The organism is Kaistia sp. 32K, from assembly GCF_016629525.1.
In the GTDB taxonomy this organism is placed as follows: Bacteria; Pseudomonadota; Alphaproteobacteria; order Rhizobiales; family Kaistiaceae; genus Kaistia.
The window spans coordinates 5,267,118-5,291,744 of the sequence record NZ_AP024269.1 but is presented as its reverse complement, the minus strand read 5'-3'; the positions used below and the strand labels follow the sequence as shown (position 1 = coordinate 5,291,744).

Here is a 24,627-nt window from a genome sequence, read left to right as displayed (position 1 = left end):
GTATCAGATCGTATAATGACCGGAGAGGTACAACTGCTTACCAGACAGTTGGGCGTTCGTGATTGCTGCCAGCGTCTGCCTGTTCATGACTGATACGCTGCTTGAGTTTGGGCTGCCATGCCATATCGCCAGGTCAAGAGATGCGTTCGTTGCATCGACAGTTCCGCCTGTTCGGCCAACGAAACCACCTGAAGCAGCGAGAGGCAGACCAGCCAAGGATGCCTGCCTCGTATCGGACGTGGTTGGGTACACAACGTAGGCTTGCCAGAAAATATTGCGGCCTATCCGGGTATACCGCCCAGCCACGTTGGCCAGCTCAAGGTTGGCGCCACTTCCATCAGTGAAGGTAAAGGCTCCATCTGCAGCGCCCCACTGAGCAAAGCCCCAATACTCAGGGCACTTCCCTCCCGAGCTCTCGTTGCTGTGAACGACTACGCCAGCGCGCTGGGTGTTAGTGGGCAGCATTCCGCTGACACTCAAGTAGTTCCCGCATACGACGCCTGACTCGCCATCGCCATTCAGGTGGACGAATGAGGTGCCAGCGTACCCAACATGATTGCCTGCGACCATGAAGCCTCGAACCTTTCCGCCACTTCCGCCCAATACAATCGGTCGGCTGGAGCCACTGTTAGAGGTGAAGAAGCAGCCGGTGACTGATAGGCCGGTGACGGAGCGCCCTGAGTTCGGATTGATTACGAAATCGTTACCATTACTAGCTTCCGTGCGACACCCGACAATCGAAAGCCCGAACACGTCGCCGTAGACCGCCAAACTTGCAGAAACGCATTGCTCGAAGTTGCTGTTAGTGAACGTCAGATTGTTGACCGCACTATTAGAGATAACGGTGAGGCCGGCGTCTCCTGAGAATGTGCAGTTATTGAATGTTATGTGCCCGCCACCATTGTAGCCATCCAGCCGGACGGTGTTTCCCTTGATCGCGTATCCTGTAAACCTGTCGAAGAAGTTAGAGTAGGTGCGAGTGCCTGACAGAGTAAGCCCGTGGTTTAGGCTTCGCGCCACAACATCACTAACAGTCAAATAAGAGACGTTGTGCGCCCGGATGCCGCTTGGCAGATTGTTGTTGCTTCTGAGAGTGAGGCCGCTTATCTCCAAATGCTCGACAACATCCTCTGCAGCAACGTTGCAGTCGATGAGGTAACTTCCGGCCGCCATGCCGACGCCCAAAATCGTAGTAGAGTTCGGCCCCTCCCCTCTGATCTTGATCGGGCCATTAATCAACAGCGGCGCAGTAATGCGGAAGTACATGCCTGGCCGTCTTGGAGGAAAATAAAGGACACCATTGGGCTTCGACCGAACGTAGTTAATGGCAGCCTGAATTGCCAAGGTATCATCAGTCGTACCGTTGCCAGTCGCACCGAAGTCCAAAACGCTAACTATGTCTCTGGCCTTAGAGTTTATGTTTCTTGCCACCGCTCCAGTCGCGCCAAATTGACTAAAGGCAATGAGATGGCCGCCACCATCTTCGCTTGAGCTGTCAGCCAAATCATCGCGAAGTTTCTGTACGGCCTGACCACCGCCAGCCCTGATAGCCGCTCCAACGCTGCCATCTTGGTAATCAAGCTTTTGATCATACGGCACCGCACCGGCGCCTTTGCTGGCGTCGCCAGCAGCCAGGATGCGATCCGCCTTCGCGCCCGCAGTTTGAGCGGCCTCACCGGCAGCATCGGCCTTCTTCCCTGCCTCTTGCGCTGCAGACACTGCCTGGTTCGCCGACTGACTGGAGGCCTGAGCGGAGGCGCGAGCCTGTTGGGCCGACTCGGCAGCGGTGCTGGCTTGCGCGCCAGCCTGACCAGCAGCGCTGCCAGCAGCAATAGCCTCCTGCTCAGCACGCTCGGCAGACGCGGCCGCTGCATTGACCTGATTGGCCGCCACGTTGGCGCTGGCCGCAGCGCTCTCGGCGCTTACGCGCGAGGCCTCGGCCGACTTAGCGGCAGCGTCCGTTACCGACTCGACGCGCTCACCGATCTGCCGGAAAAGCTCGGCAACGGTCGGAACCGGGCCGGACTCGGTCGGCACGGTCTCATGCTCAGGCCCGTGTACGATTTCATTCAGTGTGCTGGTATCGGACTCCAGTCGAACAAGGGAGTCCTCGATACGCTCGTTGGGTGTACTCATGTAAACCTGATCCTCGGGGGCAGTGTGTAGTGAACAAATTGGTGGAGCAGGTCGACGTACAGTCCGAACTCCTCTTCTGGTGTCGGGTCTTCCGCTGATAGCTCTGGCGTATCACTGCCGATGTCGATGGCATCGCCAGCGATAGTCTCTGCTGTCGCGGTGATCCTGAGCTGGTCGCCAGTCACCACTGCTTCTGAGCGTCGCACGGTGTTGACGCGGTAGTCCGCTGCTAGGGTGGCCCGGACGTACTCAGAGCCGAGCGTGGCAGCCAGCGGGCCGTTGGTGGTGCCCTGCAGGCGCCAGACCAGGCAGCCGTAATCGGCGTGACGCCGTTGCTGACCACGCGGGGTGATGATGGCGTGGCGCAGCTGCTGTCGCAGGTTGTCGCGGCCGGTCAGAACGGCGAAGTCGCCGCCGGCGTCGGCAGCTAGGCGCCGGCCCCACATGCCGCAGTCGCGCCCGAAAGTCTGGTCGACGCTGTCGTCATCGCCGAGGAATCGCCCGGCCGGCGCCGGAACGCGGATGTAGGAGCCGTTGAGTAGCACCCGCTCGCCGGCGGCAGCAGGATGGTCGGTGAGGTACGGCGGCAGCAGGTCGTTGAGCCAGACAAGCTCCGGCCAGCGGTTGGCATCGCCAAGCTCGCGGGTAGCAACGGCGCCCAGGTCGTCGCCGTGGTGCGTCTGCACCAGGCGGAATGGCGGTAGCGCGCGCTCGAACTCGCTCATTCGCTCACCGTGATGCCGTTGTTGATGTTCTCGAGGTGCCGACCGATCTCGGCGAACGGCACCGGCGCCAGGACGGGGTCGCCGCGGTTCAGGCTCGACACGCTGGACAGGGCCTGGCTGTTGAGATCCACCGGCAGCTTGTCTTCCTGCATCAGCGAGAAGGCGTTCATGTTGGCGTAGGCGCTGCCAGGGCGGCCGCCCGTGGTCGAGGAGCAGTTGGATGCGCCGTACAGGCCGTCATACTGCTGGTAGGTCTTGCGAGGCCGCAGGGAGTTGCGCAGGATGCACAGGGCCTCGTTGTATGCCGAGCCGACACGCGACAGGGCTGCGCGCAGATGCGCCGGCAGGCTGGCGATAGACGAGATGGTGCGGAACACGTTGATGCCGACTTGGGCCACGTCGCCAGCGATGCCAATCAGCCTGTTAGCGACGCCGCTGATGCCGTTGCGGACGGCGCCGACTGCGGTGCTGACGGCGCCGAGCACCGACGCCGAGACAGCGACGAAGGTCTTCACCGTAGCGGCAATGGGCGCCAGCGCCCGGTCAACGTAGCCGAGAGCCGAGCTCACCCAGCCCTCGACGTCGGAAGCGAAGCCCCACAGCGCGCCCAGGATGCCGTCAAGCGCGCCAAGGCCGGCCGGGATGTTGCCCAGGAATGGCAGCAAGCGCAGCGGGTTGTCGATGTCGGTCGAGATGGCCTGAAGCTGGATGTTGTACTGGAACAGCAGCGGCCGGGTGCGCGAGCGGCGCAACTGGAAGCCCATGGGCGCAACGTTCCAGCAGAAGTTGTCGAGCATGTCGACGAACAGCAGCTTGACGGCGGCAGGGTCGGTGCCGGTCTCGATGGCACGCTGCTTCGCTGCGTGATAGGCCGGCATGACCACGTTGTGCAGGGTGACGAAGTGCTCAGCGCCGTCCTCGCCGGACGCGCCGCCCTTCCGCCAGCCGGTATTGCCGCTGATCGTGCACGACGGCAGGCCGGCGCCGAAGTTGTCGGCCCAGCCCTGCGTGGTGCGCCCCAGCGTCTGGTGCACGGCGATGCGAGATGGTTCGTTGCGCTGCAGGTCTTCCGGCCGAACCTTCAGCGCAACGGGCGTGCCAAGGCTTCCGCCGTTGTTGAGCACGAATGCTATCGGGCGGACACCGGCACGCTGGTCAGTAGGCGGGGCTGTCTGCAACATGACCGCAGTATGCGGTCACGACATCGCTACTGCTGAGGCGGCCCGGATGTTCCGTTCCCAGGTTGCACGCGAATGTGCCCGTGCTGCTGCGCGCTCACGCCACCGGCGATCATGTCGCCATCGCTGGAGACCTCTCCAGTGAAATGCGCCTTCGGCGTATCGAACACGATCCCCTCGGAGGCCTTCACCCTGGCGCCAGCGCACTCGATGTCGAGATCCTGCTCCATCTTGAGCGTGACGACGCCGTCTGGCGTCATGGTCAGCACCACGGCGTTCCCGGCAAGGCCGATGCGCACATTGACCTTGCGCCCGGTATTACGGTCGGCCTCAGAGTTGCCATGGGCGTTCTGCCCATTGGTCGGCTCCACGTCGGCAGACTCGCCGATGCGAATGTAGGTGCCGCTCGGGTGCACCAGCTGGAAGTTGGCCTCGCCGTCGATAGACCACTGCATGTCGGATTGATGCCGTCCGATCAGGCGGCGTGGGTCTTTCGACAGAAACTGATTGATCTGCGGATAGATGAAGCCGGTGACCACGGGCTGCTTGTTGATGTAGCCGACCACGGCGATCTGGTCTTGCCCGGTTCGTTGCGAGATGTCCCACTTGTTCGCCTTCTCCGGCACGGCCGGCATGTCCACCACACCTGACCTGCTGCTTCCGCTCGGCGTCATGACCTGCACGCCGACGAGGCGATCACCGTTGTCCGCCATCACCAGGTCGACCGAATGGTCGCCTGGGTGGGTGGCCACTACCACCCCAAGCCGCATGCTCATTGAAACTCCCGAATGACATCTTCAACTGTTCGGCGCCTGGTCTGCTCGGCAAGCCATGGTGAGTCCATGCCGCCCTCCATCGACGCCCGGTTCACGAAGCCTTCGCCGCGCTCGAACTGGATGCTGGCAGTATACCCCTGGTAGGTGACGTACTCGTCGGTGATCGACACGATGTAGGCCCTGGAGTCGATGACCCCGGTGCCGAACACCGCATAGTCACCGGCGCGCATGTGCCCACTGCCGTCCGGCCGCATCAGGCCGCCCTTGACCCTGGCCGATCCGCGCTCGAACACCACATTGTCCTTGTTCATCTCGAGCATCAGCCGGCGGCGACGATCGATCCACGCCTCGATCTCCCCGCTGCGGTGGTTCTGGGTCTTCTCGTCCTGGCCGCCCAGCATGTTCACGATCCCGTCGCCGCCCTGCTGCGTCTCGGCGTACATGGGGCGCACGCCGTAGTATTTGACGGCCGAGTTCGGGTACTCCTTCAGATTGACGGTGCCGTCGGCAGCCGGGATTGCCGACAGCTTGCGGTAGATGTCGTCCACCATGTCGAAGCGGCTGTTGTTCACCCAATAGAAGTTGGCCACGTTCGCATCCGACCTGGCCGCCGACAGGTTGGCGATGTACTGGTCGGGGATTGGCACGTAGACCGGGTTCGGCGCGTCGTCTTGGATTTTGCTGTCCTTCGCGCCGGCCGGCTTGGTCAGGTGCAGCGCCGGCACCGGCCGGTAGACCACGTGCACGCCGTCCTCGTGATCCTCGGTGTAGAGCTCATTCCAGACTCCGACGTCGCCGAAGAACTTCAGGATGTCGTAGATCGAGCCCTGCATGTTCTGATAGCTGTTGTTCACCACCCCGTGCTTGACCGAGACGGAGTCGCCGGTCATCAGCTCGCGCGGCATCGGCGAGTGCTTGGGCATGAACTTCGTGATGTGCGGGTTGATGACCTTCTGGATCATCTGCCGGACAAACTCGGGCGCGGACAGCACGTTCTTGGCCTCGACGCCGAACATCTCCCACAGGCCGAAGTTGGTCAGCAGGGACTGGCCCTCGGCATACGAAGCCAGGTAGATGACTTGGAAGGTCTGCCAGATTTTGCCGTAGTCCTGGCCGCTGATCACCACGGTGCGCACCGGCTTTCCGTCGCCGGCGATGCTCTGCAGGCGCTGAACCTCGGACACGAAGCCGCGCATCTTGATCGGCAGCTCTGCCGGCCTCGGGCCAACGCCACCCCACATGCGGATCTCGACGACGTCCATCGGCTCCACCAGGCCATAGATCGACTCGATGGCCTGGGTTGGCACGCACAGCGCCTGCTGGACGTCCACCATCACGGCGTTCTGCGGCCTGTCAGCGAAGGTGATGTTGAAGGCGCCGGCCGGCTCGCGCACGCTCTTGCTGGTCACCACGCTGGAGCCGTCGCCGAGATACGGCGTCAGGTCGATGTACTCGTCCTTGCCCTGGTAGCGCTCGGAGACTGGCGACTGGCCGTCGATAGTTGACCGGGTGATGGTCTTGTACAGCCGCACGCTGATCTGCGGCTGCGCGTCGAGAATTTGCGGCATCGCTACCCCTTAGCCCGTCGTGCCGAACGGGCTGGCTGGCCCCACTCGCGTGGCCAGCATCTGCGACGGGCCGACATACTGGCCCGCCAGGTTCTTGTGGATGACCTCGATGGGGTCGGCCTGGATGCGGAAGCTCTGGCTGTTCTGCGCCGCCGCGCCGCCGTCGGGCAGCGGCGTGCCCTGGCTCGAGTTGCGATCCATGATGCCCCGGATCGAAGGCACGTAGTTCCGTGTCTCGCTGTTGTTCCAGCGGCTGGTCGAAGGCCCCGCATTATAGCCGCGCAGGGCGTCGTCCCAGTTGCCGAACTGCTGGAACAGCTCGCGCATCAGCTCCTTCTGCATGAAGGCCGCGTCCTGCGGGTCGTAGGGGTCGAACGAGCGCCCGAACTTACGTTCCAGGCCGGCGCGCGTCCCGGGCATGAACTGAGCCAAGCCCTCAGCGCCCTTCGGCGACACTGCGTTCGTGTGGTACCGGCTCTCCTGCTCGATCTGCGCCCACAGCAGCCCCTCCGGCGCACCGATCTCGCGCTCATAGCCGGAGACCAAGGCGCGGAAGGCAGGGTCTTGCGAGAGCTGGCCAAGGCCTTTCGGCATCCTGCCGCCACCACCACCGCCGACCGGGGCACGGCTACGCGCGCCGCTGCCATTGGCGAACCTGCCGACCGGGCCGCCACCCATGTGCATGCTGGCGTTGGCCGGCATCAGGCGCCGGCTCTCGTCGTCGCGCATCGCCTTGATGCGCTCGCCCAGCATGTCGTTCTCTTCCGCCAGCAGGTCGGCCTGCTCGCCCTTGAGCCTGGCGATCTCCCTGTTCGCCTCTTCCTGAATGCGCCGGGAGTTCTCGGTGGTGCTGTAGTCGGCCGGGTCTTCGCTCAGGCGCGCATCGACGATGCGCTTGTCCTGCTCTCCGATCAGCGAGCCGTATTTCCCCTTGATGGCCTGGGCTCGGCCGCGCGAGTCCGCCCGCATGACCTCTTCCTGAATGTCGGCAGACGACTTCTCGCCGCGGCCGGCGATGTGCATGATGCCGTTACGCATCTCTTGGGTGAGCGGGATCAGCTTGTCAGCCACCGCTGTCTTGATGTTGTCGAGCGCGGCCTTGCTGTCGCGGATGTCCTTGCCCTGCGTCTGCTCCTGGTCGCGGCTCGCCACCAGGCGGGTCAGCAGCTCCTTCTGCGCACCCACGTCGTCGCCGCCCATGACCATGTCGAGCTGTCGCTGCTCGTCAGCAGACAGCGAGCCGGCACCGGTTCGGCTGCGCAGCGCCTGGGCCACCGACGTGCGGTCTGCGTCGGAACCGAACATCACCTTGGCCATCGAGGCGATGCCGGCGGCGTTCATGTCCGTCAGGCTGACGCCAGCGGCGCCCAGGCGGCGCTCCATCTCGCCGGTCTGGTTCGGGTCGATGGCCAGCATGGCCATGGCCTGGTTCATATTGATGCCGAGGTGGTTTGCCGTCGCGTGCGCGAGCATGCCCTGGTTGCCGCCGTACTGCCGGCGGATCTCGGACAGCGATGCGCCCAGCCAGGTGGTGTCACCGCCCGGGCCGCGCATACCGAAGCGGGAGGCCATGCTGCCGGCGCCGAAGGTGCTGTCCAGCGTGGCGAAGGCGCCGCCCTCGCGCCAGAGCTGCATCTGGAACGGGTCGAGCCCGTAGCGCGCGCCGATGGTGGCCGACATGAACTGGCTGGCCTCGCCCTTGGCGCCGCCGGCGGACAGCGAGGCATTCACGCGCGACAGCAGGCCTGCCGCGCCGGTCGGATCAAGGCCTGGGATGCCAGAGCCGGTAAGCGCCGAGAACAGCCCAGCGTAGCCGCCGACGTTGGCGCCCAGGCTGGCACGGGTCTGCTGGGTGGTATAGCCGGCGATAGCGTCCATCACCTCGTCGGCTTTGGCGAAGGCATTCGAGCGGGCAATCGTCTCGCCGATCAGCAACGCGAACTTGCGGCTGTCCTGCTCGTTGCTGGTCATCCGCATGCCGCGCGCCACGCCGAGCGCGCCAACGCCCTGGCTCGGGTCGAGGCCGAACGCGCGGGACAGGCCGACGCCGGTCTGCAGCTCGCCGGACAGCGTCTTGTACTGGTCTGCGGTCAGGTTGCCGAGCTTCGCGAACTGGCTGCCGAGCTGCGCCGCCTCGCTGAAGGTGACCTTGACGTTGTCGGCCGAGCTCTCCAGTACGGACTTCAGCGCGCCGAACGAGACGTTGACGTCGCCGAGCGTGCGCTTCAGGCGGTCGTAAGCGACGGCGTTGTCTTCGGCGACGCCCATTTTCTCAGTGGCCGCGCCGACAACCTTGCCGATGCCGAGCGCGCCAAGGCCGCCGAGCAGGCCCATCAGGCCGGCGCCGAACCCCATCGACATGCCGGTCGACAGCGAGCCCGCTGCGACACCCCCAGCCGGGCCGAGAGCGCGCAGGCCACCACCGACCCACTGGGTGCCGACACCAGGCTGGCGGCGCGTCGGCGGCTCAGGCGCCCTGCTCGGCGGCGTGCGCGACGATCCTCCCGGGCGCTGTGCCGGCGGCACCGGGCTGTGCGCTGCCTCGAACTCGCCCCCCATGAACACCAGCGCCTCGCGCATCCGGCGCATGCGGGTCTGTTCGTTGAGGTACATTTTCGACCAGTTGGCCTCGAACGGGTTCATGCCCGCCTGGCCACTGTTCGCCATCCGCTTGCCGAGCTCGCCCTGGACGCGCACCAGCTGCTGGGACTGCTTGACGAAGTAGTCGAGATCCTGCTTCGTCTTCAGCGTGATTGGCTCGAAGCGCTGCCCGCTCGCCTTGGCCACGGTCTGGCCCATGTTGGCGAACATCCGGTTCAGCTGCTCGATCTTCTTCTCGATGTCCGCGCTGTTGAAGTCGGCCTCGACCGGGATTTTCATTGCCATATCAGCGTATTGTCTCCCAGTGCCCGGCCTCCATCTTCGCCAACTCAGCATCCATATCGAAGTCTTCGTCTTCGATCTCTTCCAATGCTTTCGGGTCGTCGAGGAAAGTGTGAGCCCAGTAATCGGTGATCATTTCTTCCAGGGTCGCGTCAAGGAACCTGGGGTCTGTACTGGTCAGGTTGTACTTGCGCCTGAACCAGAACTCAGTTGTCTTCGCCCGCTCTTTGGCGTTCCGCTTGGCCACCTTGTGCATGTTTGCGTCGAAAGGAGTCCTCCTTGTCGCGCAGAGCGCCATGCACTTTTTTCAGCGTCTCGTAGGTGTCCCCGTCGAGCGGGTCGCTATCCATCACGTCTTCGACGGGGTGGCCATCGATGTCCCGCAGCCAGCCATCGGGCTCGGAGACGATCAGAACGCTCAGCGTGGACAGCCAGCCGCCGAGCATCAACAGCCATTCAGTCGGCTCCAGGCCGCCGATGTAGCGGGCGAACTCCTGCTGAATCTTGATCTCGTCGCGCATCGTGCGGCGCGCGAAAATGAACTGGCCGACGCCTTCGACGTCGACGGTGAAGTCGGTTTTTTGCGGTTCACGACGTGCCATGGTCATTCCTCATGATGAAAGAAAGCCGCCCGACCGATTGGTGGGGCGGCTGGTAGGTCATTGTGCTGTCACGCGCCCTGGCCAGTCACGTCCAGCGCGTAGAACTGGGCGGACTGCATGATGATCGCGTGCTTGTTGACCTCAAGGTCGCCGGATGCGTAGGAGCAGCCGATGTACTTGCGCAGCAGCTGGCCATCGTCCTTGGAGTAGACCTCCAGGTCGAATACCAGGCCCTGGAGCACAGCCTCGCCGTTCTCCATGACGATGCCGGCTTGGAGCATCGCACCGCGGTTGAGCAGCATGGCGCTCACGCTGAGGGAGTGCCGCGCCATGGTCGGCACGTACTCCTGAGCGTGGATGTCGCCAATGCCGCTGGCGGCCTCGGGGGAGTAGTCGTCGTTGGCGCGAACAGACTGCACAAGGCCAATCTGCTTGCCGTCGAAAACCACCGCGATCCGGTTGCCGGAGCGAGTTTGCAGGTTCTGTCTCATGGTTCAGGCGCTCCTTACGCGCTCGCGCTGCCGCTGTACGGCACGGCGTAGACGGTCACGAGGTTGTAGTTGTTGGGGATCACCGGCGAGCACTCGAACTCGACCCGGGTCACGTCGCCGGTGATCGAGGCACGGATGCCACGGAAGGCCTGGCTGTTCGCGTCGCCAGCCAGCACGCCAGGGCCTTCCGGCTCGGCACGGGCCAGCTCGCGCAGCACCGAGTCGGTGATGCTCACCGCGCGCGACGGGATCAGCTGGTTGCCCTTCTGGCCGCGCAGAACATCGACAGCCTGGCGCACCGCGCGCACGGTGAAGTCCAGGGCGAAGCCGCAGGACTGCTCGACGCGGTTGTAGTTGTCGTTCTGACGCCAGGTGCTGATCGACTTGACCACCTTGTAGCCTGCGTCGGTGTTCTCCACCGCCAGCACGCCGCCCAGGATCAGCTCGTCGGTCTCGGTCGGGTTGACCAGATCACGCTCCCAGCCGCGAACCTTGAGGGTCTTGTTGGTCAGCGGGGTGCCCGGGTTCACGCCGGAGAACGCACCAGCGATCAGCGCGGCGGTCATGTAGGCCGGGTACAGCACCAGCTTGCCGGTGGCGTCGTAGTCGTAGTGGCCGATGTGCACCAGGGACGTGCGGTCGCTGTTCAGCAGTTTGGCCGCGGCGATCGCGTCCTCGTTGCTGGTGTTCAGGCCGGTGCCGACCACGCTGCGGCGCTCCTTGCGCAGCTGGTTGGAGCAGAACGAGACGTGGGTGTCGTTCATGGCGTGGATGGCGGGGTCGCCGCTGATCGGGGTCACCCACTGCACGTCGACGCGCTGCAGGGCTTCGTAGGAAGCGGCCCAGTCGTCGAAGGTGGTCACGCCATCGCTGCCGCCGGCCAGGTAGGTGGTCGGCAGGTTGGCCGGCGGCGCACCAGCGCCAGGCTGGCGGGTGGCGCGCACCAGATCCTGATTGTTGCCGTTGAACCAGTCCACGACGGCCTGCAGGTCGGCACGCACGGTGAAGGCATCCAGCACGCTCTGGGCGGCGGCATGATCCAGCGCGTTCAGGGTCGGCACACTGTCGCTGCGGCCGGTCACGCTCGCGCGGAAGCCGGGCGTCGCATTGATGCGGTCGACCAGCGAGCCAACGGTCGGGAAGTCGGTAAGGCTGATCTTGGCGGCAACGGTGCCGGCAGGGGCGCTCAGCGTGACCTCGGCAGACGTGACGCTGACGGTCGCGGTCTCCTCGGTGCCGGTGTACTGCACAGAGAAGGCGCTGGCACCCACGTTGTCGGCAGTGAAGTAGCGATCACCCTGCTGCACGGTCAGGCGCTTGCCCTGCAGGGTGCCGGTCTCGATCTTGACGCGGATGTGGTTCTCGCCCAGGCCGTAGCCGATGGACTTCAGCTCCAGCGCGACCACGTCGCCTGCGTCGGAAATCGGCAGGTCGGCCTGCACAGCAGGGTTCACCCGCATCGCAACCACGGTCGACGGCGCGCCAAGCTCGGCGGACGGATCGAAGGCCTTGAGGACGGCGTCCAGAAGCTCACCACTGCGTAGAACGCGCTTGGCGGCATCCGGGCTGCTGAAGCGCAGCGGGGTTTTCGGCGCGCCGCCGGTGCTGCGACCGACGAAGGCTGCGACGTTGCCGATGCCGATGTTCTGATTGCGCATCGCATCGTCGTTGACGACGGACGCCGTTGTCGGGGTGACGAGCAGTTGCCCGTCGAAGAAAACAGACATGATGCCTCCTTACGCGGGCTTCTTGATGAAGGCGTCGAAGCGAGCCTGGTAGGCTGCCTCGGTGTCGTTCGCCTTGTCGGCCGCCCGTTCGGCATGCTCGAATGCGCCGATCAGCTCGACGCGCTTGACGCGGGTCGAGAGGCGCAGGCAGAACTCGTTGAGTGTGATGGTGCTTTGCGGCTCCGCGCCCGGACTCACGTCGGGCTTGTCCGCAGCGGCGGAAGATTTAGCCATTGTTGCTCCTGGTGGTGATGACGTCTCGAATGACCTCGTCCTCGCCATAGCGGCGACCGACGCGGACAGGTGCCTGGCACGAGAATGACCCCATGACCTGGTACATGTTGACGTTGAACTCGCCGTTGAGCGCGTCCACGTCTTGGAAGCTGATCTGCGGCAGGATCATGCCGCGCGACTCGAAGATCGGGAGGTTGGCGATGAAGGCCCGGCGCAGGGCCTTGCGCAGCTCGATGCGCTCGTCGCTGTTGAGCGACCAACCGACAATGGACAGCTGCACCTGGGCCAGGTAGCCCTCGGACTCGAACCAGTCGTCGCCGACCTCGTCGAACCAGTCGCCGGTGATGTCTTCACCGATTGCGCGCTCGGCCGGGCTCTCGTCATCCAGCGTGATGGTGACCAGCGGGAAGCGCAGATTCTGCTCGAGCGCGGGCGGTGCAGTGTAGACCTGCACGTATTCGTACTCGGCCATGATGTTCCCGCGCAGGCACTCGACCCGAAGCGCGTCTTCGATCCGGTCACGGACGAAGGACTGCACGTCGGTGCTGCTCTCCTCGAACAGCGCCGTCGGCGTGCCGCGCGCAGTGGCCCCTGCCTGCCAGGTGTCGTCATCCATCCGGTAGTAGGGCCGGAAGAATGCCATGACCTCGTTCTGCAGGTGCTGCGCAACCACGACGACGCGGTCGTCGCCCTGGTAGACGAGCGGAACCATGGAGCCGTCAGGCCAGACCATGTACTCCAGGCCGCGATCCTCGAACGGCTCGGCGCTGTCGATGTCCAGGCTGTCGAAGTCGTCCAGGCCCATCTGCAAGATGCGCCAATACCTCGCCCCGGCTGGCGGGTCGATGAAGAGGCGAATGGCGCTGCCGGCAGACAGCGGCTGGACGATTGAAATTGCCATGAGAGCATTGTGGCGTCACGACGCGGCGTGACGGCAGACTGGCCCTATGGCAAACCTCGACTTCAAGATCAGCTTCGACCTCGGCTCGAAGCTCGACGTCACCGCTATCGTCAACAAGCAGATTTTCCCGCTGCTGAACCAGGCCGTGCGCGCCGTGGCCGAGCAGACGGCGGCGGAGTGGCGCAAGGAAATCTACCAGGCCAAGCTCTGGGCCGGCGAGAAGGACGCCTATGCCTCCACGGTAACCTGGCGCATGACGGGCGACTTCTCGGCCGTGGTCGAGTCGAACTACAAGCACGCCCAGGCCATCGAAACAGGCCGGCCGGCCTACGACCTGAAGCGGATGCTGAACACCAGCAGCAAGGTGCGCAGGACAGAGGACGGGCGACGCTTCCTCGTAATCCCGATGCGGCACAACGTGAAGAAGCTGCAGGCCGCCGGGCTGTACGACACCGCGCAGGCGCTGGCGGCATCCGCGGTGACCGGTCAGGGTAAGCGCGCCAGCGGCGAGGTCACGCACCTTTCGCCGACCAGCGGCATGCGGCCATCGGCCCAGCAGACGCCCTACCTATCGAACATGAAGACCAAGGGCGCCATGACGGTGCCGCAGTTCCACTACGCCTGGGGGCAGCGCCTCAGCAAGGCTGATGCTGGCCAGAGCAAGTGGGCGCAGGGGATGGTCAGGTTCGACACCAGCACGCCGGGCGGCGCGAAGAGCAGTGCCTACCTGACCTTCAGGGTGATGATCGAGGGGCAGACCGGCTGGGTCATCCCTGCGCAGCCAGGCAAGCATCTGGTGCGCAAGGTGACGGACAACATGCGGCCCAAGGCGCAGGCTGCGTTCGCGGCTGCGATCAAGAGGCAGCTGGGGTGATCAGTTCGGCAGGGACGCTGATGGTGTCGACGAACTTGGCGGCTACGATGGCGCGGCAAGCGGCGATCAGGGGAGTAGGCCCTGAGCCGCTGGCCCGCTCCGGGCCATGAGGCTTGCAGACATATGCGCACCAATGCTTGCCGGTCGTGCTGCGATGAAAGCCATTGCCATTGTAGCTGGTCTGGATGTTGTGCTTCTCTATCAGCGGGCCACCCTGGCTCCAGTCGGTGGATGGCTTCCACGTCTGCCGGATCGGCTCCATGTAGGTGTCCTTGCCGCAGTCCTCGCAGATGTAGTCGGAATCGTCGTTGTAGCGAACGATGCGGATGCGCTCATGCAAGCAGCGGCCGTCAGCCTGCGCCACCGCCCAATCCAGCGCCTTACCACTCAGCTCGGCGACCTTCACTTCGGTCATTTTCGTCATGGCTGCATCCAGTCCAGAGGGGTGTCATAGCCGAGCATCAGAGGGTGCTTTGGCTGGCCGCAGCTTGTCATCCCGAAGGTAGCCATGGGTTTGCCGGTGCGCTGCAGCCAGGCCAGGAGGGTAGACAGGTGGTGACGTAGCTCGACCGGCAACTTTGCCGACGCGCCCCAGCAAGGCACCAGAAGGTCAGCCGCTGCGATGATCTGCTGCAGGTGCCGGTAATGCTCAGGCCCCTGCGGAAATGGCTGGCGGGCCAGCTCCCGAACGTCAGTCGCACGATAGCTGAACACGTTACCGACGATGAAACGATGACCTCCATTGCGCACAGTGAAGCCGCGCCATTTACGCACGGTAGCATCGTCCAAGGTGGCGTCAGCAGTGCTCGGGTTGATGCCGAAATATGCAAACGTCTTGCTTCCATCGAATGGCATGCCGCAGTCGCGCTCCAGGCGGTAACGGTACTTGCCGCAAGCACTGATTATTGCGCTCATCGCTCCCCCTCCTTCACCCAGCCCATGACCTTGTACTTGAGGAAGTCGCCAGCCCTTGCCGCCACGGCGCAGTGCGCCTTGGTGATGCCGTAGGTGGTGACGTGCTCGCCGTGCGGCTCGGGATCATCGCCGACCTTGCGGGCGATGATGATCACTTGGTCGTAGCCGTATTCCTTGGCGATGCGCTCGGCGGCGCTGATGGGGATGGGGGTCATTGGGCGCCCCCTTCAAGTGCATACTTGATGGTTAGGTTCTGCTCCGTCGTGTAGATCGGGTTGCACGTGCTGCAGTGGCCCGCTACCGCGATCTCGATACGCAGCTGCGAAGTTTCAGCCTCACGCAAGCAGTTCGGGCAGTGCTCGGTGTCGCACTCCGGCACTTCGACATGACTGGCAAGACAGGCCGTAGCGGATTCCCGCGTTGAGCAGGCATTATCACACACTGGGCACACGTACACGGTACGAACATCCGGCTCGCAGCACTGCTCGGCCTGATACTCGCGGTCGTGAAGCTGGTTACAGCGGTCGCACTCGTACATGACCTGGATCTCGCGAGATGCGCCCATCACGCACCACCCTTCGCCGCAGCGATGGCGGTGCGAGCGGTCGCCCTGATCCGGCGCAGCAGGCGCCCATTCTCGATGGCGATGTCGGCGTTGATCGCATCGTGCGGCACCTCGTAGTCGTCAGCGACGATGGCCTCAAGCGCTGCCAGCAGGGTGTCGCGCTGCTTCACCACCACGTCAGCATTGTGGTTGGCTTTCGCCAGGATGCCAGTTCCGGCGAGCGCAACGAGGTCAGTTGTGCGGATGCCTTCGCAGGCGTTCCAGCAAGCGGCCAGGCGGTTGGCAACATCGGTCTGGAGAACCCCGGAATTGTGGTCAGTGTAGGCGCTGGCCCACGCCTTGTTGCGAGAGCCGTCCGGCATCAGTTGAAAAACAGTATAGTCGGCCACTTGCATGGCGCCGTAGTTGGCAGTCACCTTCCTTTCTCCCTGCAGGCACACCCTGCATCTATGATGATGCTTGGAGTGTACCTGACTTTATTTTATTTGAGCAACTATCCCTTGCCGAGCAGATCCCAGCGCCGCAGAACAACACGCTTCGGCAGCCTGACCCCGGAGTGGATGTTCCGGTTCGATGGCAGCTCGCCCCAGATGAAGTAGTCCGGGTACCTGAAGCCGGTGATGCTGTAGGCCATGCCGGCAGGCGGCGCGCCGGCGCCCCAGGTGATCTTGCCGTCGCCGTCCACCTCGGGAATGCCGCCCTCGATCAGGGCCTGGGTCACAGGGTGCTTCCAGAACACCCGCTCGATGCTCTTGACCGACAGCATCGACAGGTCTTCATCCGGCTTGCCGCGCACCAGCGGCCGCGAGAAACGATCCTCGGCGTTGAGCATGGTCACGCGGTCGAACTGGCCGCCCTGCCACATGGGCGAGTTCTCGGGCACGGTCACCAGCAGGTCGCCGGCCTCCCACAGGCCAGCGTTCACCCACTCGGGCTTGATCTCCTGCTTCTGCAGCCCGACGACGGTGCGCTGCGCCGGGCTCCAGATGCGCCCCTTCTTGCCGCACAGCTTGCACTTTGCGTCTGGCGCGCCGCTGGTCGGGTTGACGCAGGAGCACGCGAACGACGCGCGCCAGAGGATCTGCTGGCCCATCTTCATGACGTGTTTGGTGAATCTGGCCTGGTTCAGGTACATGCGGGCTCCTTACATGACCAGCATGCGCACGCCGTGCAGCTTGGCCATCAGGCCACCGTTGCTGCCAGGCTCGCCATTGAGGATGCGGTCGACCGTCTCGTGGTATTTGCCCATGTCGACAGTCAGGGACTCGCTCAGCCCGTCGGCAGAGATGCTGCCGCTCTGCGGCAGGAAGGCGTCGGCCACCACCTTGAGCACGGCGAGCTTCTTGATCGCGTCCAGCAGCTCCGGGTAGTTCGTGTCAACGTCGGTCAGGCCGGCCACGTACTCGAGGTTGATCATGAACGGGATCGACCTCGAGCCGGACAGGGCCGTCATCATGAACGTGCTCATGGACTGGAACACCGCCGGCGAACTCGGCACAAGCCGGATGTGGCCGTACTTGTCGTCGGTGCGTATCCAGTCCTTCGGCACGTTGAACCAGCCGTCATTCGCCGACGGGTAGGCGAACCACATGCGCTTGATCTCGACGATTGGCCGCTGGCGGGTGATGAAGTAGCCCCAGCGCTCGAAGTAGAACATGCTCGGCTCGTAGTCATAGGCCGGCTCAACAGCCCAGGCCATGCCGTCGATCGCCGCGATCTGCTCGGCGGTCGGCTTGCTGGTGAAGAAGTGCGTCGGCACCAGCGGCACGCGCAGGATGTGGCTGATTTCCGACTCGGCGGCGCGGATCTTCTGCCAGAGGTATTCGTCGGAGACAGACACGCCGGTCAGCACGCCGGCGGCGGCGGACATCAGGCGGTCGTTGCGCAGCTCTTCGACGACGATGTCCTTGATGAACAGCGACGTGCGCGTCGGCTCGAAAAGGGTCTCGACGATCAGCCGGAAGCGCTTGATACCGAACGGCCCGGACAGCACCAGCATTGCATCGCCAGGCGCCAGGTCTGCGGTCTGGCTCTCGCTGAGGCTGATCAGCGCCTCACCATCCGGCCAGCCATCATCCTCGATCAGGTCAACTGCCTGGATCAGCTCTCGCTTGCCGTCCATGCTGAACACCCGGGCCTGCAGCTGACCGGAGAGCGGCACGGGCTTGCCGTCAGTCTGCACCGACACCGTGAATTCTGCCGGACTGCCGGCGATGATCGTAGCCATAGATTCCTCTCATAAAAAAGGCCGCATGCTGCGGCCTTTAGTGTTGCATCACGCCGGTCAGCTGTTCTCGCCGCCGGGCGGTGTCGCGGCTTTTTTCTCGAGCTCGGCGACACGCTTTTCCAGGGCAGCGATGTAGTCGCCGAGCTTCACCTGGTTGGTGCCGATGTTGAGCTTGTTCAGGAGCTTGCGGATTTTTTCGGGCATGTGTCCTCCTTAGAACACCTGTTCTTCGTTGCTCTCGTCGACGGCACCAGCGGCGCCTTCTTCGGAGCCCTGCTGCTCAGCAGCAGCCTTCTCGGCGTCTGCCTCAGTGGCTTTTTCGGCCTCGGCAGCGGCAGCGTCCTCAGCGGCTTTCGCGGCCGCATCTTCCTTGGCCTTGGCCTCAGCCTCGGCCTTCTCGCGCGCCTTGCGCTGAGCGGCAGTCTCTCGCGGCGGAACTGCCGGGGCCGGCTCCTTGACCGCTGCGATCAGGTGCTGGGGAACCTGGTCGTCCTCGGTCGCCGCGCGGTAACCAGGCACAGCCAGGAACACCGCCGCAACATCGTCAGGAACGTCGGCCGATACCGACACGCCATGAGCGATCTGCTCGAACTTCACGCCGTTGATCAGCGGCAGGAAGTTTTCTTTTTCACGAATGATATTCGCCACGTGCATACCCCTTGATGAAAGAGAGGCGGCGGATGCCGCCTCTCGTGGAGGAAGTCGTTAGAACGGCTTCCAGGTGGCGCCGCGAGGCACGATGTTCTTAAGAACCACGTGCTGGTTGCGCTTGGTGATCCGCAGGTAACCGCAGATCATCTGCAGCCACGGGATGATCGGGCTGTTCACCGCTGCCATCGGGATCTTCATCATCGGCAGGTACTGGCGCCAGGCGATGGCGTGATCAGTCGGCGACAGGTTCAGCGCGTAGGAGCAGGTGGTGCCCGGGATCTCGCGGTTCTTGTCGACGTAGACGGTGCTGGTGCCGGTGCGCGGCACGCGAACCATCTCGCGGACATCGGCCAGGTTGGCGGTGCCATTGCGGCGACCACGATAGATCACGTAGCCGGTCTCCTGCTGGGAGGCCGAGGCGGTGATGGTCAGCGTGACGGCCTGACCGGCGGCAACGGTAACGGCACCGGCGGTGACGCCAACAGCCTGAGACTCGCCGTTCTGGTTGATGCCGGTCACGAAGTACACGTAGTCGCCCGCGTGGCTGGCTTCCCAGTAGGAGTCAGCGCCACCGGCGGCGGCAGCAGCGGCCAGGGTCTGCGGCTTGAAGCTGGCGTTGGCCACAGCCTGGGCGGCGTGGATCGGGTTGCGCAGCTCGAACGGCACCTGCATCTTCTCGTCGCGGATGAAGACATCGTTGCGAGTGGCGATGTCGCCCCAGGAGGTGCGGATCGCACGCACGTGGGTGCCGTAGCTGATGCTGTTCGGGCTGTTGTCCAGCGCGACACGGAAGGCCGGGTCGAGGTTGGTGTTCAGGTCGGATTGCACGCTCGGCGGCAGGTACAGGTCGGTCAGGGTGCCGAAGTTGCCGTAGCCGAACACGGTCTCGGCGGCCTTCATGATCGGGTCGGCGCTGTCCAGCGAGCTGCCGTGCATGTCGATCACGTGGTCGGAGCTGCCCAGGGCCTCGATCTGCTTGGGGATGCCCGGGAACGACTTGGGCAGCACGTCATCGTCACCCTCGAACAGGGTGTATTCGATGCTCGACAGCAGCTGCTTGGTGCCGTTGATGGTTTCCAACGCGACGACGTCGTTGATGTTGTTCTGCTGTTGCAGAACGATCGGCACCTTGCGGTAGGTGGTCAGGTACTTGACCTTGCCGACCATGCGGTCGTACTGGCCGTTGGTCTCGGCAGCGGCGCCGTCCTGGTCGTTGAAGCTGTCGCCGAGGAAGCCGCCGATGCTCGACTGCTCCGTCCATTCATCCAGTACCGCGGTAGCGCGAGGCTTCGGCAGCTGGTTGAACAGGGCGAAGTGCTTGTTGTCCTGCACGGTGGCCTGCAGCGTGGTGTCCAGGGACTGGATACGCAGCGCGGAACCGCCTTCCAGGGTTGCCATGTCGCTGCCGTAACCGGCCTGCAGGGACTTCTGCAGTTCGGCCAGCTGCTGGTTACCCATCTCACCGGCAATGGCCAGGCCGGAGGTATTCGGGTTGTTCAGGAAGTCCATTTAGGAGTCTCCGGTGGGTGGGTGATTACAGGCGCGACAGGATGTCGGCCGGAACGGTCGAGCCGGCGTTGAGCGCCGCTTCGCAGCGAGCAACGTCCTGGCCGCTGAGCTTGCCGGCTGCCTGGGCATTCAGGGCCTTGGCAAGGATCTCGCCGGGGTGCACCTGCTGCTGCTCGGACTTTGCCAACTGCTCGAGAGCAGCCGGGCGCTCGGTGATGGCGAGCACGGTCTTGCGGCCGCGACCTTCACCGCTCAGCTTCTCGACGCGAGAGCTCAGCGACTTGATCATCTCGCCCTGGGTCTTGATCAGGTCGAGAGCGCCGGTCAGGCCTTTGGCCAGGACGCTGTCATGTTCGTCGACACGGCCGGTCAGGTCGGCCAGCGACTTGATCAGCGGCTCGGCGTCGACGACCTCGACTTCCTCGCCGCCAACAGTCATGGACTTGGCCAGGGCGGGTTCGGCGCCGGCGGCGTCTTCGGGGTTGGCGGGTTCGGCGCCGGCATCGGCAGCGGCGGCTTGGATCGCTTGATCGTCCTCACCGCCTTCCGCCGGAAGCGACTTCGCCAGAGTGGATTGCTCTTCCTGCTCAGCGTTCAGCTGGGCGAGCAATTCGTCGAATTGGCTCATGGTTTGCTCCGTAGGGATAGACTAGATTTCAAATCGCTCAGGAAGCGATCCACCCATTCCGTCGCCACGTCGTGGGACAGACTGAATTTCTGGCAGCTGTACTCGACCATGCCGTTCATGCTCTGGTCGGACAGCGAAGACTTGCGCAGGGCACCAGCCAGGCTCTCGCGGAAGTCGAAGTAGGATTGCGGGACGCCGTCGAGGGACTGCTGACGCAGCGCAGTGCCGCCAGACAGGGTGGCAACATCGCTGCCGTATCCTGCTTCCAGCGACTTCATCACGAAGCCGCCGAGGGATTTAGCGAAGGTAGCCAGAGGCACCGTGCCGGCGGCTGGAAGGTGCTGGTTGACCGGCGTCCGGCTCAGGGCCACGTTTGTCCAGCGCACCTTGCTGACCACTGCGACCCGGCTCTGCGTCTCGGGGTCGATCTGCACGCTCTTCGCCAGGACAGAACCGCCCACGGACGGATACCAGCGCGCAGGCGGGTTGAGCTGGGTCATGGACTCCCAGACGTTGTTGGCGTTACGCGCCAGCGGGCCACTGCCGCGATACAGCTGGGCCTTCACGAAGGTTCGATTGTCGCGGATTGTCACGTCGACAGGTCGGCCGATCTCGTAAGCCTGTGGGTTTTCGAGCCCCATGCGCTGACCGAGGATCGTGTAGTGGTCGATGTCCACGTTGCCGAACTTGAGGTAATGGTCGGCGCTCTCTTTCAGAGCCTTCGACAGTACCTTCTCGCCCTGCTGGTCGATGCCCTCGTTGCTGGCCTCGAAGTAGATGAAGCGCTCCCCGCCTTCTTCCGATGGCGTGGCCTTCAGCATGGTGTCAACGCTGAGAAAGTCTGGAATGCTGGCTAGCAGCTGCTCGTCGTTCATGTGACAAATGGTGCTGTCACGACATCCGCGAAGGGGATAGGCGGGCATAAAAAAGCCGCTCCGAAGAGCGGCTAAGCGGGGTGACCATCCATGGCCGGGGAGGTGATGCAGCAGGTGGTGCGGGCTGTACCGGAGATGCACTGCGACGGCATGCCGTCCGTTTCACCCTGAGTCGTTCCCAGCCTGTCGGCCTCGCAGTCGAGACCTGGCCCGCATAAAAAGTCCCCTCTGTCGCCAGCGTCGGGGAGCCGCTCTAAGAATGGCATGAAGCCACTGGCCTGCACATTCATCGCATTGCGCTCCGGCGGTAAACGCGCCATCACAGCAAACTTTGCGACGTTACCGCATGTGCCATACGGAACTCAGGTGCAGTGGCCGGCGCTGATCTCCGGCTTTCCTCGACTCAAGCGCATGGTCAACTTCGAGGATGGTGGTCTCAAGCCGAAAGAGGAACGGCGCCATGCTTACGTGCGCATCAGCCTGCGCATTCACTGCATCGGTAGATCCACTGTGTAGAGCTTGACCGGAGGTCGCAATCCCCGTGTGTTCGGTTGTTAGCGAAACAACCTAGCTCTTCCCATCTGCAGAGCGCCATTGGCGCACAGCAGTGAATCTACCGATGCCCACTGGATATACCGCCAATGGGAGCGGTTGATGCAGATGACCGGTCGCCTAAGCCGCTGCGCCTGGCCGCACTTCGCGGCGTCATGCTCTTCTGCATCGGACTTGAACCGGGTCGGGCGCGTCCGCCCTACAGCCCCCACGCATGGAGGATTCGAACCCCGGCACGGATATTGGTCGGAGAGGCTGCCCTGGCCCAGGCCTACGCAGCGTCGCGCCTACCGTGTTGCATCCCGTCCAGAACTGGCCCGGTTCAAGTCCGATGCAGCCTAGCCCTCCAGGCCAGGTGATCGGGATACATGGGGTCGCCTTGATCCCCAGGTGACGTTATTGCTGACCATGCGACGGCCGGACTCGAACCGACTCTCCTTGGGGTCACGATCCCCGCTTCACGTCACGCCCTACTACCGTTCGGGCCTACTCATGCATCGGAGAACAGCATTTACCCAGCGGGGCGATCCCGCGTGAAATCCGCATACCTTGTTCGGGTCGTTTCCTGCCGTCGCAGGCATGTTGTTCTCCGATGCACCCTCTTCCGAGGTGATCGGGCCAGTTCTTATGCACTGGCAGGCATAACCGTCATTGTCCCAACGGCGTCGAGGAGCCGGCTAACCCCGGTCGGATATGGCGACACTGACGGGACTCGAACCCGTGACCCCCTGCGTGACAGGCAGGTGCTCTAACCAGCTGAGCTACAGCGTCTAAATCTGTTGCTGGGTTTCTCGTTCGTCACCAGCCCCGGCTTTAATCAACCGGCACGCCATCTGCCTAGCAGTCTTCAGCATCAGGTAAGACCTCTATCGACTGGTTTCCCAGGCGAAGTGCTGCGGCCCGCCTCTCTCGGTGTTCTTGCCCATTACGCCGGGCCAGCGGACAGCTTTTCAACCGTCATCGGCGTTGCATCCGAACCACTCGTTCACCCATGAGCTTGCGCTGGGGCCGTCTATTCCGTGCTGTCTTGTGGTGGCCGGTGCCAGTATCCGGCTTGGCGGCCTAACTCATATAGGACTCAGTAGCTCGCCAGCGAGTCTTGGCTTGCGCATCAGCCTGCGCATTCACCACGGAAAGAATCCTACCAAAGAACAAAAAAGGAACGCAACACCTATTTGCCGACAAATGCCAAGCACTTGGCCCGCTCGGCGCTGTCCTGCACGGCGTAGCACATGCTGCGATCCTTCCGCTCGAACGCCAGGCAGATGACCTTGGCGTCGCCGGGCAGTGTGTAGCACTGACTGGCCAGGGCCGGCTGGCACGCTGCAGCCAAGGAAATGAAGCCCGCAATCAGCACCTGTCTCATGCCAGTATCTCCCGTAGCCAGTTTCCGAATTCAGGGTCGTCGCCGGGGTGATCCTCGATGACAGGAACCCATCTTCCTCTGCAGTGGGGGTGAGATAGCCCCGCGGGCAACCAGTAGCGCTCGTGCCGCTCGCGCGGTACCAGCACGCCGCCGACGCGCTTCATCGGCGAGGCCGACCGGCCGATGTTGTTCTTGCCGACCCAGATCATCGTGTCAGGGTCTTTGTCAGGATGGTCTGGCGACACCACAGTGGCCACCACGCCGTCGATCTTCTTGCAGAAGCCGCAGGCCGTCGCATAGACCTCGACGCGCTTGACCTTGGTGCCAGGCTCCAGGCTGGCGATGAACCCCTGCGTCTGGGCCTCGCCGGCCTCGGTCACAGCGATGCGGCGCCAGTCGCGGTTCAGGGTGGCGAACTCATCGAACAGCTTGCTTTGCAGGGCCTGGCCGGGAGTACCGGCCGCCTTGGTCTGCTCGTCCTGCAGGTGCTGCACGATCACGCCGCGCATGCGGTGCCGAACAGTCTCGGTCAGGGCACGCACGTTCTCGGCAGTCCTGACCCGGGCGAACTCCAGCACGGCCTTCTGCTGCGCGCCGAGGCTGAACTGGGTGGCCGCCTGCGCCACCGTGCTGGGCAGCGCGGCCAGGATCTTGTCGGCGGCAGCAGGGCTCGCAGCAGCGGTCATGTTCGCCTGCACCTTGCCCATCATGCCGGCCCGCGTGGCCAGCCACTCGGCCTCGGTCTTCAACACGTCGGCCGGCAGGTAGCGCTGCACCACGTAGTCCACCGCCATCATGTGGTCGTCGAGCGACCACTGCGCCGGCGGCAGGCTCTCCAGATACAGGCGCACCAGGCCAAGCTCGGCGTCGCTCCAACGCTCCATCATGCCAGGCGGCGTCACGGGATGCGCTGCGCCGGCCTTGTGGTTGGCACCGGTCTCCCAGGCAAGGATCTGCTCCTTGACGTGCGCCAGGCGGTCGAGGCCGCGCTGCGTGAACAGCTCGATCAGGCGACGGATCAGCACCGACTCGTGCGGCTGCCAGATGCCGGCATCGTGGTCATGGGTGGACTTGTAGATGTACTCGAGCGCGTCGTCGGTGGCGGCTTGGCTGAGCGGGTAGAGGTCGACCAAGAGATTCATGGGATTTCCGGTTCTGCGTGGCGGGTGGTGCCCCGCCCTGGTTGCCCAGGGCAAGGACTTCCCCGATACGGCTACCGGCATCCGTGCCGGCTCAGGGCTGCG

27 protein-coding genes and 1 tRNA gene are annotated in these 24,627 nt (G+C 63.8%); 2 read left to right on the top strand and 26 right to left on the bottom strand.

Going from position 1 to position 24,627, the window contains the following annotated elements; all coding sequences use genetic code 11:
- Positions 1 to 3: 3 nt before the first annotated feature.
- From K32_RS24600 to K32_RS24550, 12 genes are all read right to left on the bottom strand, one after another.
- Entirely contained in the window at positions 4 to 2,136 is a 2,133-nt protein-coding gene (locus K32_RS24600; RefSeq protein ID WP_201402002.1) for a glycoside hydrolase family 55 protein, read from the bottom strand.
- Complete coding sequence (locus tag K32_RS24595) at positions 2,133 to 2,861, bottom strand: hypothetical protein (RefSeq protein WP_201402001.1); 729 nt, start codon at positions 2,859 to 2,861, stop codon at positions 2,133 to 2,135. The genes K32_RS24600 and K32_RS24595 overlap by 4 nt, the downstream gene beginning before the upstream one ends.
- The gene (locus K32_RS24590; RefSeq protein WP_201402000.1) at positions 2,858 to 3,985 is read right to left on the bottom strand and encodes a hypothetical protein; all 1,128 of its coding nucleotides are present in this window, start codon (positions 3,983 to 3,985) and stop codon (positions 2,858 to 2,860) included. Before K32_RS24590 ends, K32_RS24595 begins: the two co-directional genes overlap by 4 nt.
- An 83-nt stretch (positions 3,986 to 4,068) precedes the next feature.
- Positions 4,069 to 4,815 carry a hypothetical protein gene (locus K32_RS24585; RefSeq protein WP_201401999.1) on the bottom strand — a complete coding sequence of 249 codons (747 nt, stop codon included), beginning with the start codon at positions 4,813 to 4,815 and terminating at the stop codon, positions 4,069 to 4,071.
- Entirely contained in the window at positions 4,812 to 6,383 is a 1,572-nt protein-coding gene (locus tag K32_RS24580; RefSeq protein ID WP_201401998.1) for a hypothetical protein, read from the bottom strand. Before K32_RS24580 ends, K32_RS24585 begins: the two co-directional genes overlap by 4 nt.
- Positions 6,384 to 6,392: 9 nt before the next feature.
- Positions 6,393 to 9,263 carry a lytic transglycosylase domain-containing protein gene (locus tag K32_RS24575; protein WP_201401997.1) on the bottom strand — a complete coding sequence of 957 codons (2,871 nt, stop codon included), beginning with the start codon at positions 9,261 to 9,263 and terminating at the stop codon, positions 6,393 to 6,395.
- A gap of 7 nt (positions 9,264 to 9,270) precedes the next feature.
- Positions 9,271 to 9,402, bottom strand: a complete 132-nt coding sequence (locus tag K32_RS25050) for a hypothetical protein (RefSeq protein WP_256434765.1) — start codon at positions 9,400 to 9,402, stop codon at positions 9,271 to 9,273.
- A 70-nt stretch (positions 9,403 to 9,472) separates the two neighbouring features.
- Positions 9,473 to 9,868 carry a hypothetical protein gene (locus K32_RS24570; RefSeq protein ID WP_201401996.1) on the bottom strand — a complete coding sequence of 132 codons (396 nt, stop codon included), beginning with the start codon at positions 9,866 to 9,868 and terminating at the stop codon, positions 9,473 to 9,475.
- A gap of 68 nt (positions 9,869 to 9,936) precedes the next feature.
- Positions 9,937 to 10,359: a hypothetical protein gene (locus tag K32_RS24565; RefSeq protein WP_201401995.1), complete on the bottom strand. Its 423-nt coding sequence runs from the start codon at positions 10,357 to 10,359 to the stop codon at positions 9,937 to 9,939.
- Between the two features lie 14 nt (positions 10,360 to 10,373).
- Complete coding sequence (locus tag K32_RS24560) at positions 10,374 to 12,086, bottom strand: hypothetical protein (protein ID WP_201401994.1); 1,713 nt, start codon at positions 12,084 to 12,086, stop codon at positions 10,374 to 10,376.
- A 9-nt stretch (positions 12,087 to 12,095) separates the two neighbouring features.
- A complete protein-coding gene (locus tag K32_RS24555; protein ID WP_201401993.1) occupies positions 12,096 to 12,320 on the bottom strand; it encodes a hypothetical protein in 225 nt (74 codons plus the stop codon).
- Positions 12,313 to 13,221: a hypothetical protein gene (locus K32_RS24550; RefSeq protein WP_201401992.1), complete on the bottom strand. Its 909-nt coding sequence runs from the start codon at positions 13,219 to 13,221 to the stop codon at positions 12,313 to 12,315. The genes K32_RS24555 and K32_RS24550 overlap by 8 nt, the downstream gene beginning before the upstream one ends.
- Positions 13,222 to 13,267: 46 nt before the next feature.
- Here K32_RS24550 and K32_RS24545 point away from each other — a divergent pair, with 46 nt between their 5' ends.
- Positions 13,268 to 14,095, top strand: coding sequence for a hypothetical protein (locus K32_RS24545; protein WP_201401991.1), 828 nt, complete (start codon positions 13,268 to 13,270; stop codon positions 14,093 to 14,095).
- On the opposite strand, the gene K32_RS24540 is transcribed toward K32_RS24545, so the two are convergent.
- The 11 genes from K32_RS24540 to K32_RS24490 all read right to left on the bottom strand — a co-directional run bounded on the left by K32_RS24540 (position 14,076) and on the right by K32_RS24490 (position 21,465).
- Positions 14,076 to 14,519 (bottom strand): phage protein NinX family protein, encoded by a 444-nt coding sequence (locus tag K32_RS24540; protein WP_201401990.1) that lies wholly within the window; start codon positions 14,517 to 14,519, stop codon positions 14,076 to 14,078. The genes K32_RS24545 and K32_RS24540 overlap by 20 nt on opposite strands.
- Positions 14,516 to 15,010 (bottom strand): DUF1643 domain-containing protein, encoded by a 495-nt coding sequence (locus K32_RS24535; RefSeq protein WP_201401989.1) that lies wholly within the window; start codon positions 15,008 to 15,010, stop codon positions 14,516 to 14,518. The genes K32_RS24540 and K32_RS24535 overlap by 4 nt, the downstream gene beginning before the upstream one ends.
- Positions 15,007 to 15,225: a hypothetical protein gene (locus tag K32_RS24530; RefSeq protein WP_201401988.1), complete on the bottom strand. Its 219-nt coding sequence runs from the start codon at positions 15,223 to 15,225 to the stop codon at positions 15,007 to 15,009. The genes K32_RS24535 and K32_RS24530 overlap by 4 nt, the downstream gene beginning before the upstream one ends.
- Before the next feature lie 349 nt (positions 15,226 to 15,574).
- On the bottom strand, positions 15,575 to 15,991 hold the full coding sequence (locus tag K32_RS24525; RefSeq protein WP_201401987.1) for a hypothetical protein: 417 nt from the start codon (positions 15,989 to 15,991) through the stop codon (positions 15,575 to 15,577).
- Positions 15,992 to 16,068: 77 nt separating this feature from the next.
- Positions 16,069 to 16,710: a hypothetical protein gene (locus tag K32_RS24520; RefSeq protein WP_201401986.1), complete on the bottom strand. Its 642-nt coding sequence runs from the start codon at positions 16,708 to 16,710 to the stop codon at positions 16,069 to 16,071.
- A gap of 9 nt (positions 16,711 to 16,719) precedes the next feature.
- Positions 16,720 to 17,802 carry a hypothetical protein gene (locus K32_RS24515; RefSeq protein WP_201401985.1) on the bottom strand — a complete coding sequence of 361 codons (1,083 nt, stop codon included), beginning with the start codon at positions 17,800 to 17,802 and terminating at the stop codon, positions 16,720 to 16,722.
- A 57-nt stretch (positions 17,803 to 17,859) separates the two neighbouring features.
- Positions 17,860 to 18,006: a hypothetical protein gene (locus tag K32_RS24510; RefSeq protein ID WP_201401984.1), complete on the bottom strand. Its 147-nt coding sequence runs from the start codon at positions 18,004 to 18,006 to the stop codon at positions 17,860 to 17,862.
- Positions 18,007 to 18,015: 9 nt separating this feature from the next.
- Positions 18,016 to 18,450 (bottom strand): hypothetical protein, encoded by a 435-nt coding sequence (locus tag K32_RS24505; protein WP_201401983.1) that lies wholly within the window; start codon positions 18,448 to 18,450, stop codon positions 18,016 to 18,018.
- 57 nt (positions 18,451 to 18,507) lie between these two features.
- Positions 18,508 to 19,962 carry a hypothetical protein gene (locus K32_RS24500; RefSeq protein WP_201401982.1) on the bottom strand — a complete coding sequence of 485 codons (1,455 nt, stop codon included), beginning with the start codon at positions 19,960 to 19,962 and terminating at the stop codon, positions 18,508 to 18,510.
- 25 nt (positions 19,963 to 19,987) lie between these two features.
- Entirely contained in the window at positions 19,988 to 20,572 is a 585-nt protein-coding gene (locus K32_RS24495) for a hypothetical protein (RefSeq protein ID WP_201401981.1), read from the bottom strand.
- A gap of 14 nt (positions 20,573 to 20,586) precedes the next feature.
- Complete coding sequence (locus K32_RS24490) at positions 20,587 to 21,465, bottom strand: hypothetical protein (protein ID WP_201401980.1); 879 nt, start codon at positions 21,463 to 21,465, stop codon at positions 20,587 to 20,589.
- Between the two features lie 264 nt (positions 21,466 to 21,729).
- Between K32_RS24490 and K32_RS24485 the strand changes: the two genes are divergently transcribed.
- Positions 21,730 to 21,981, top strand: coding sequence for a hypothetical protein (locus tag K32_RS24485; RefSeq protein ID WP_201401979.1), 252 nt, complete (start codon positions 21,730 to 21,732; stop codon positions 21,979 to 21,981).
- A gap of 730 nt (positions 21,982 to 22,711) precedes the next feature.
- Here the strand turns inward: K32_RS24485 and K32_RS24480 are convergent.
- The 3 genes from K32_RS24480 to K32_RS24470 form a co-directional block, all read right to left on the bottom strand.
- Positions 22,712 to 22,788: transfer RNA gene (locus K32_RS24480), tRNA-Asp, on the bottom strand.
- Between the two features lie 400 nt (positions 22,789 to 23,188).
- The gene (locus K32_RS24475; protein WP_201401978.1) at positions 23,189 to 23,383 is read right to left on the bottom strand and encodes a hypothetical protein; all 195 of its coding nucleotides are present in this window, start codon (positions 23,381 to 23,383) and stop codon (positions 23,189 to 23,191) included.
- The gene (locus tag K32_RS24470) at positions 23,380 to 24,525 is read right to left on the bottom strand and encodes a hypothetical protein (protein WP_201401977.1); all 1,146 of its coding nucleotides are present in this window, start codon (positions 24,523 to 24,525) and stop codon (positions 23,380 to 23,382) included. The genes K32_RS24475 and K32_RS24470 overlap by 4 nt, the downstream gene beginning before the upstream one ends.
- Positions 24,526 to 24,627: the final 102 nt, after the last annotated feature.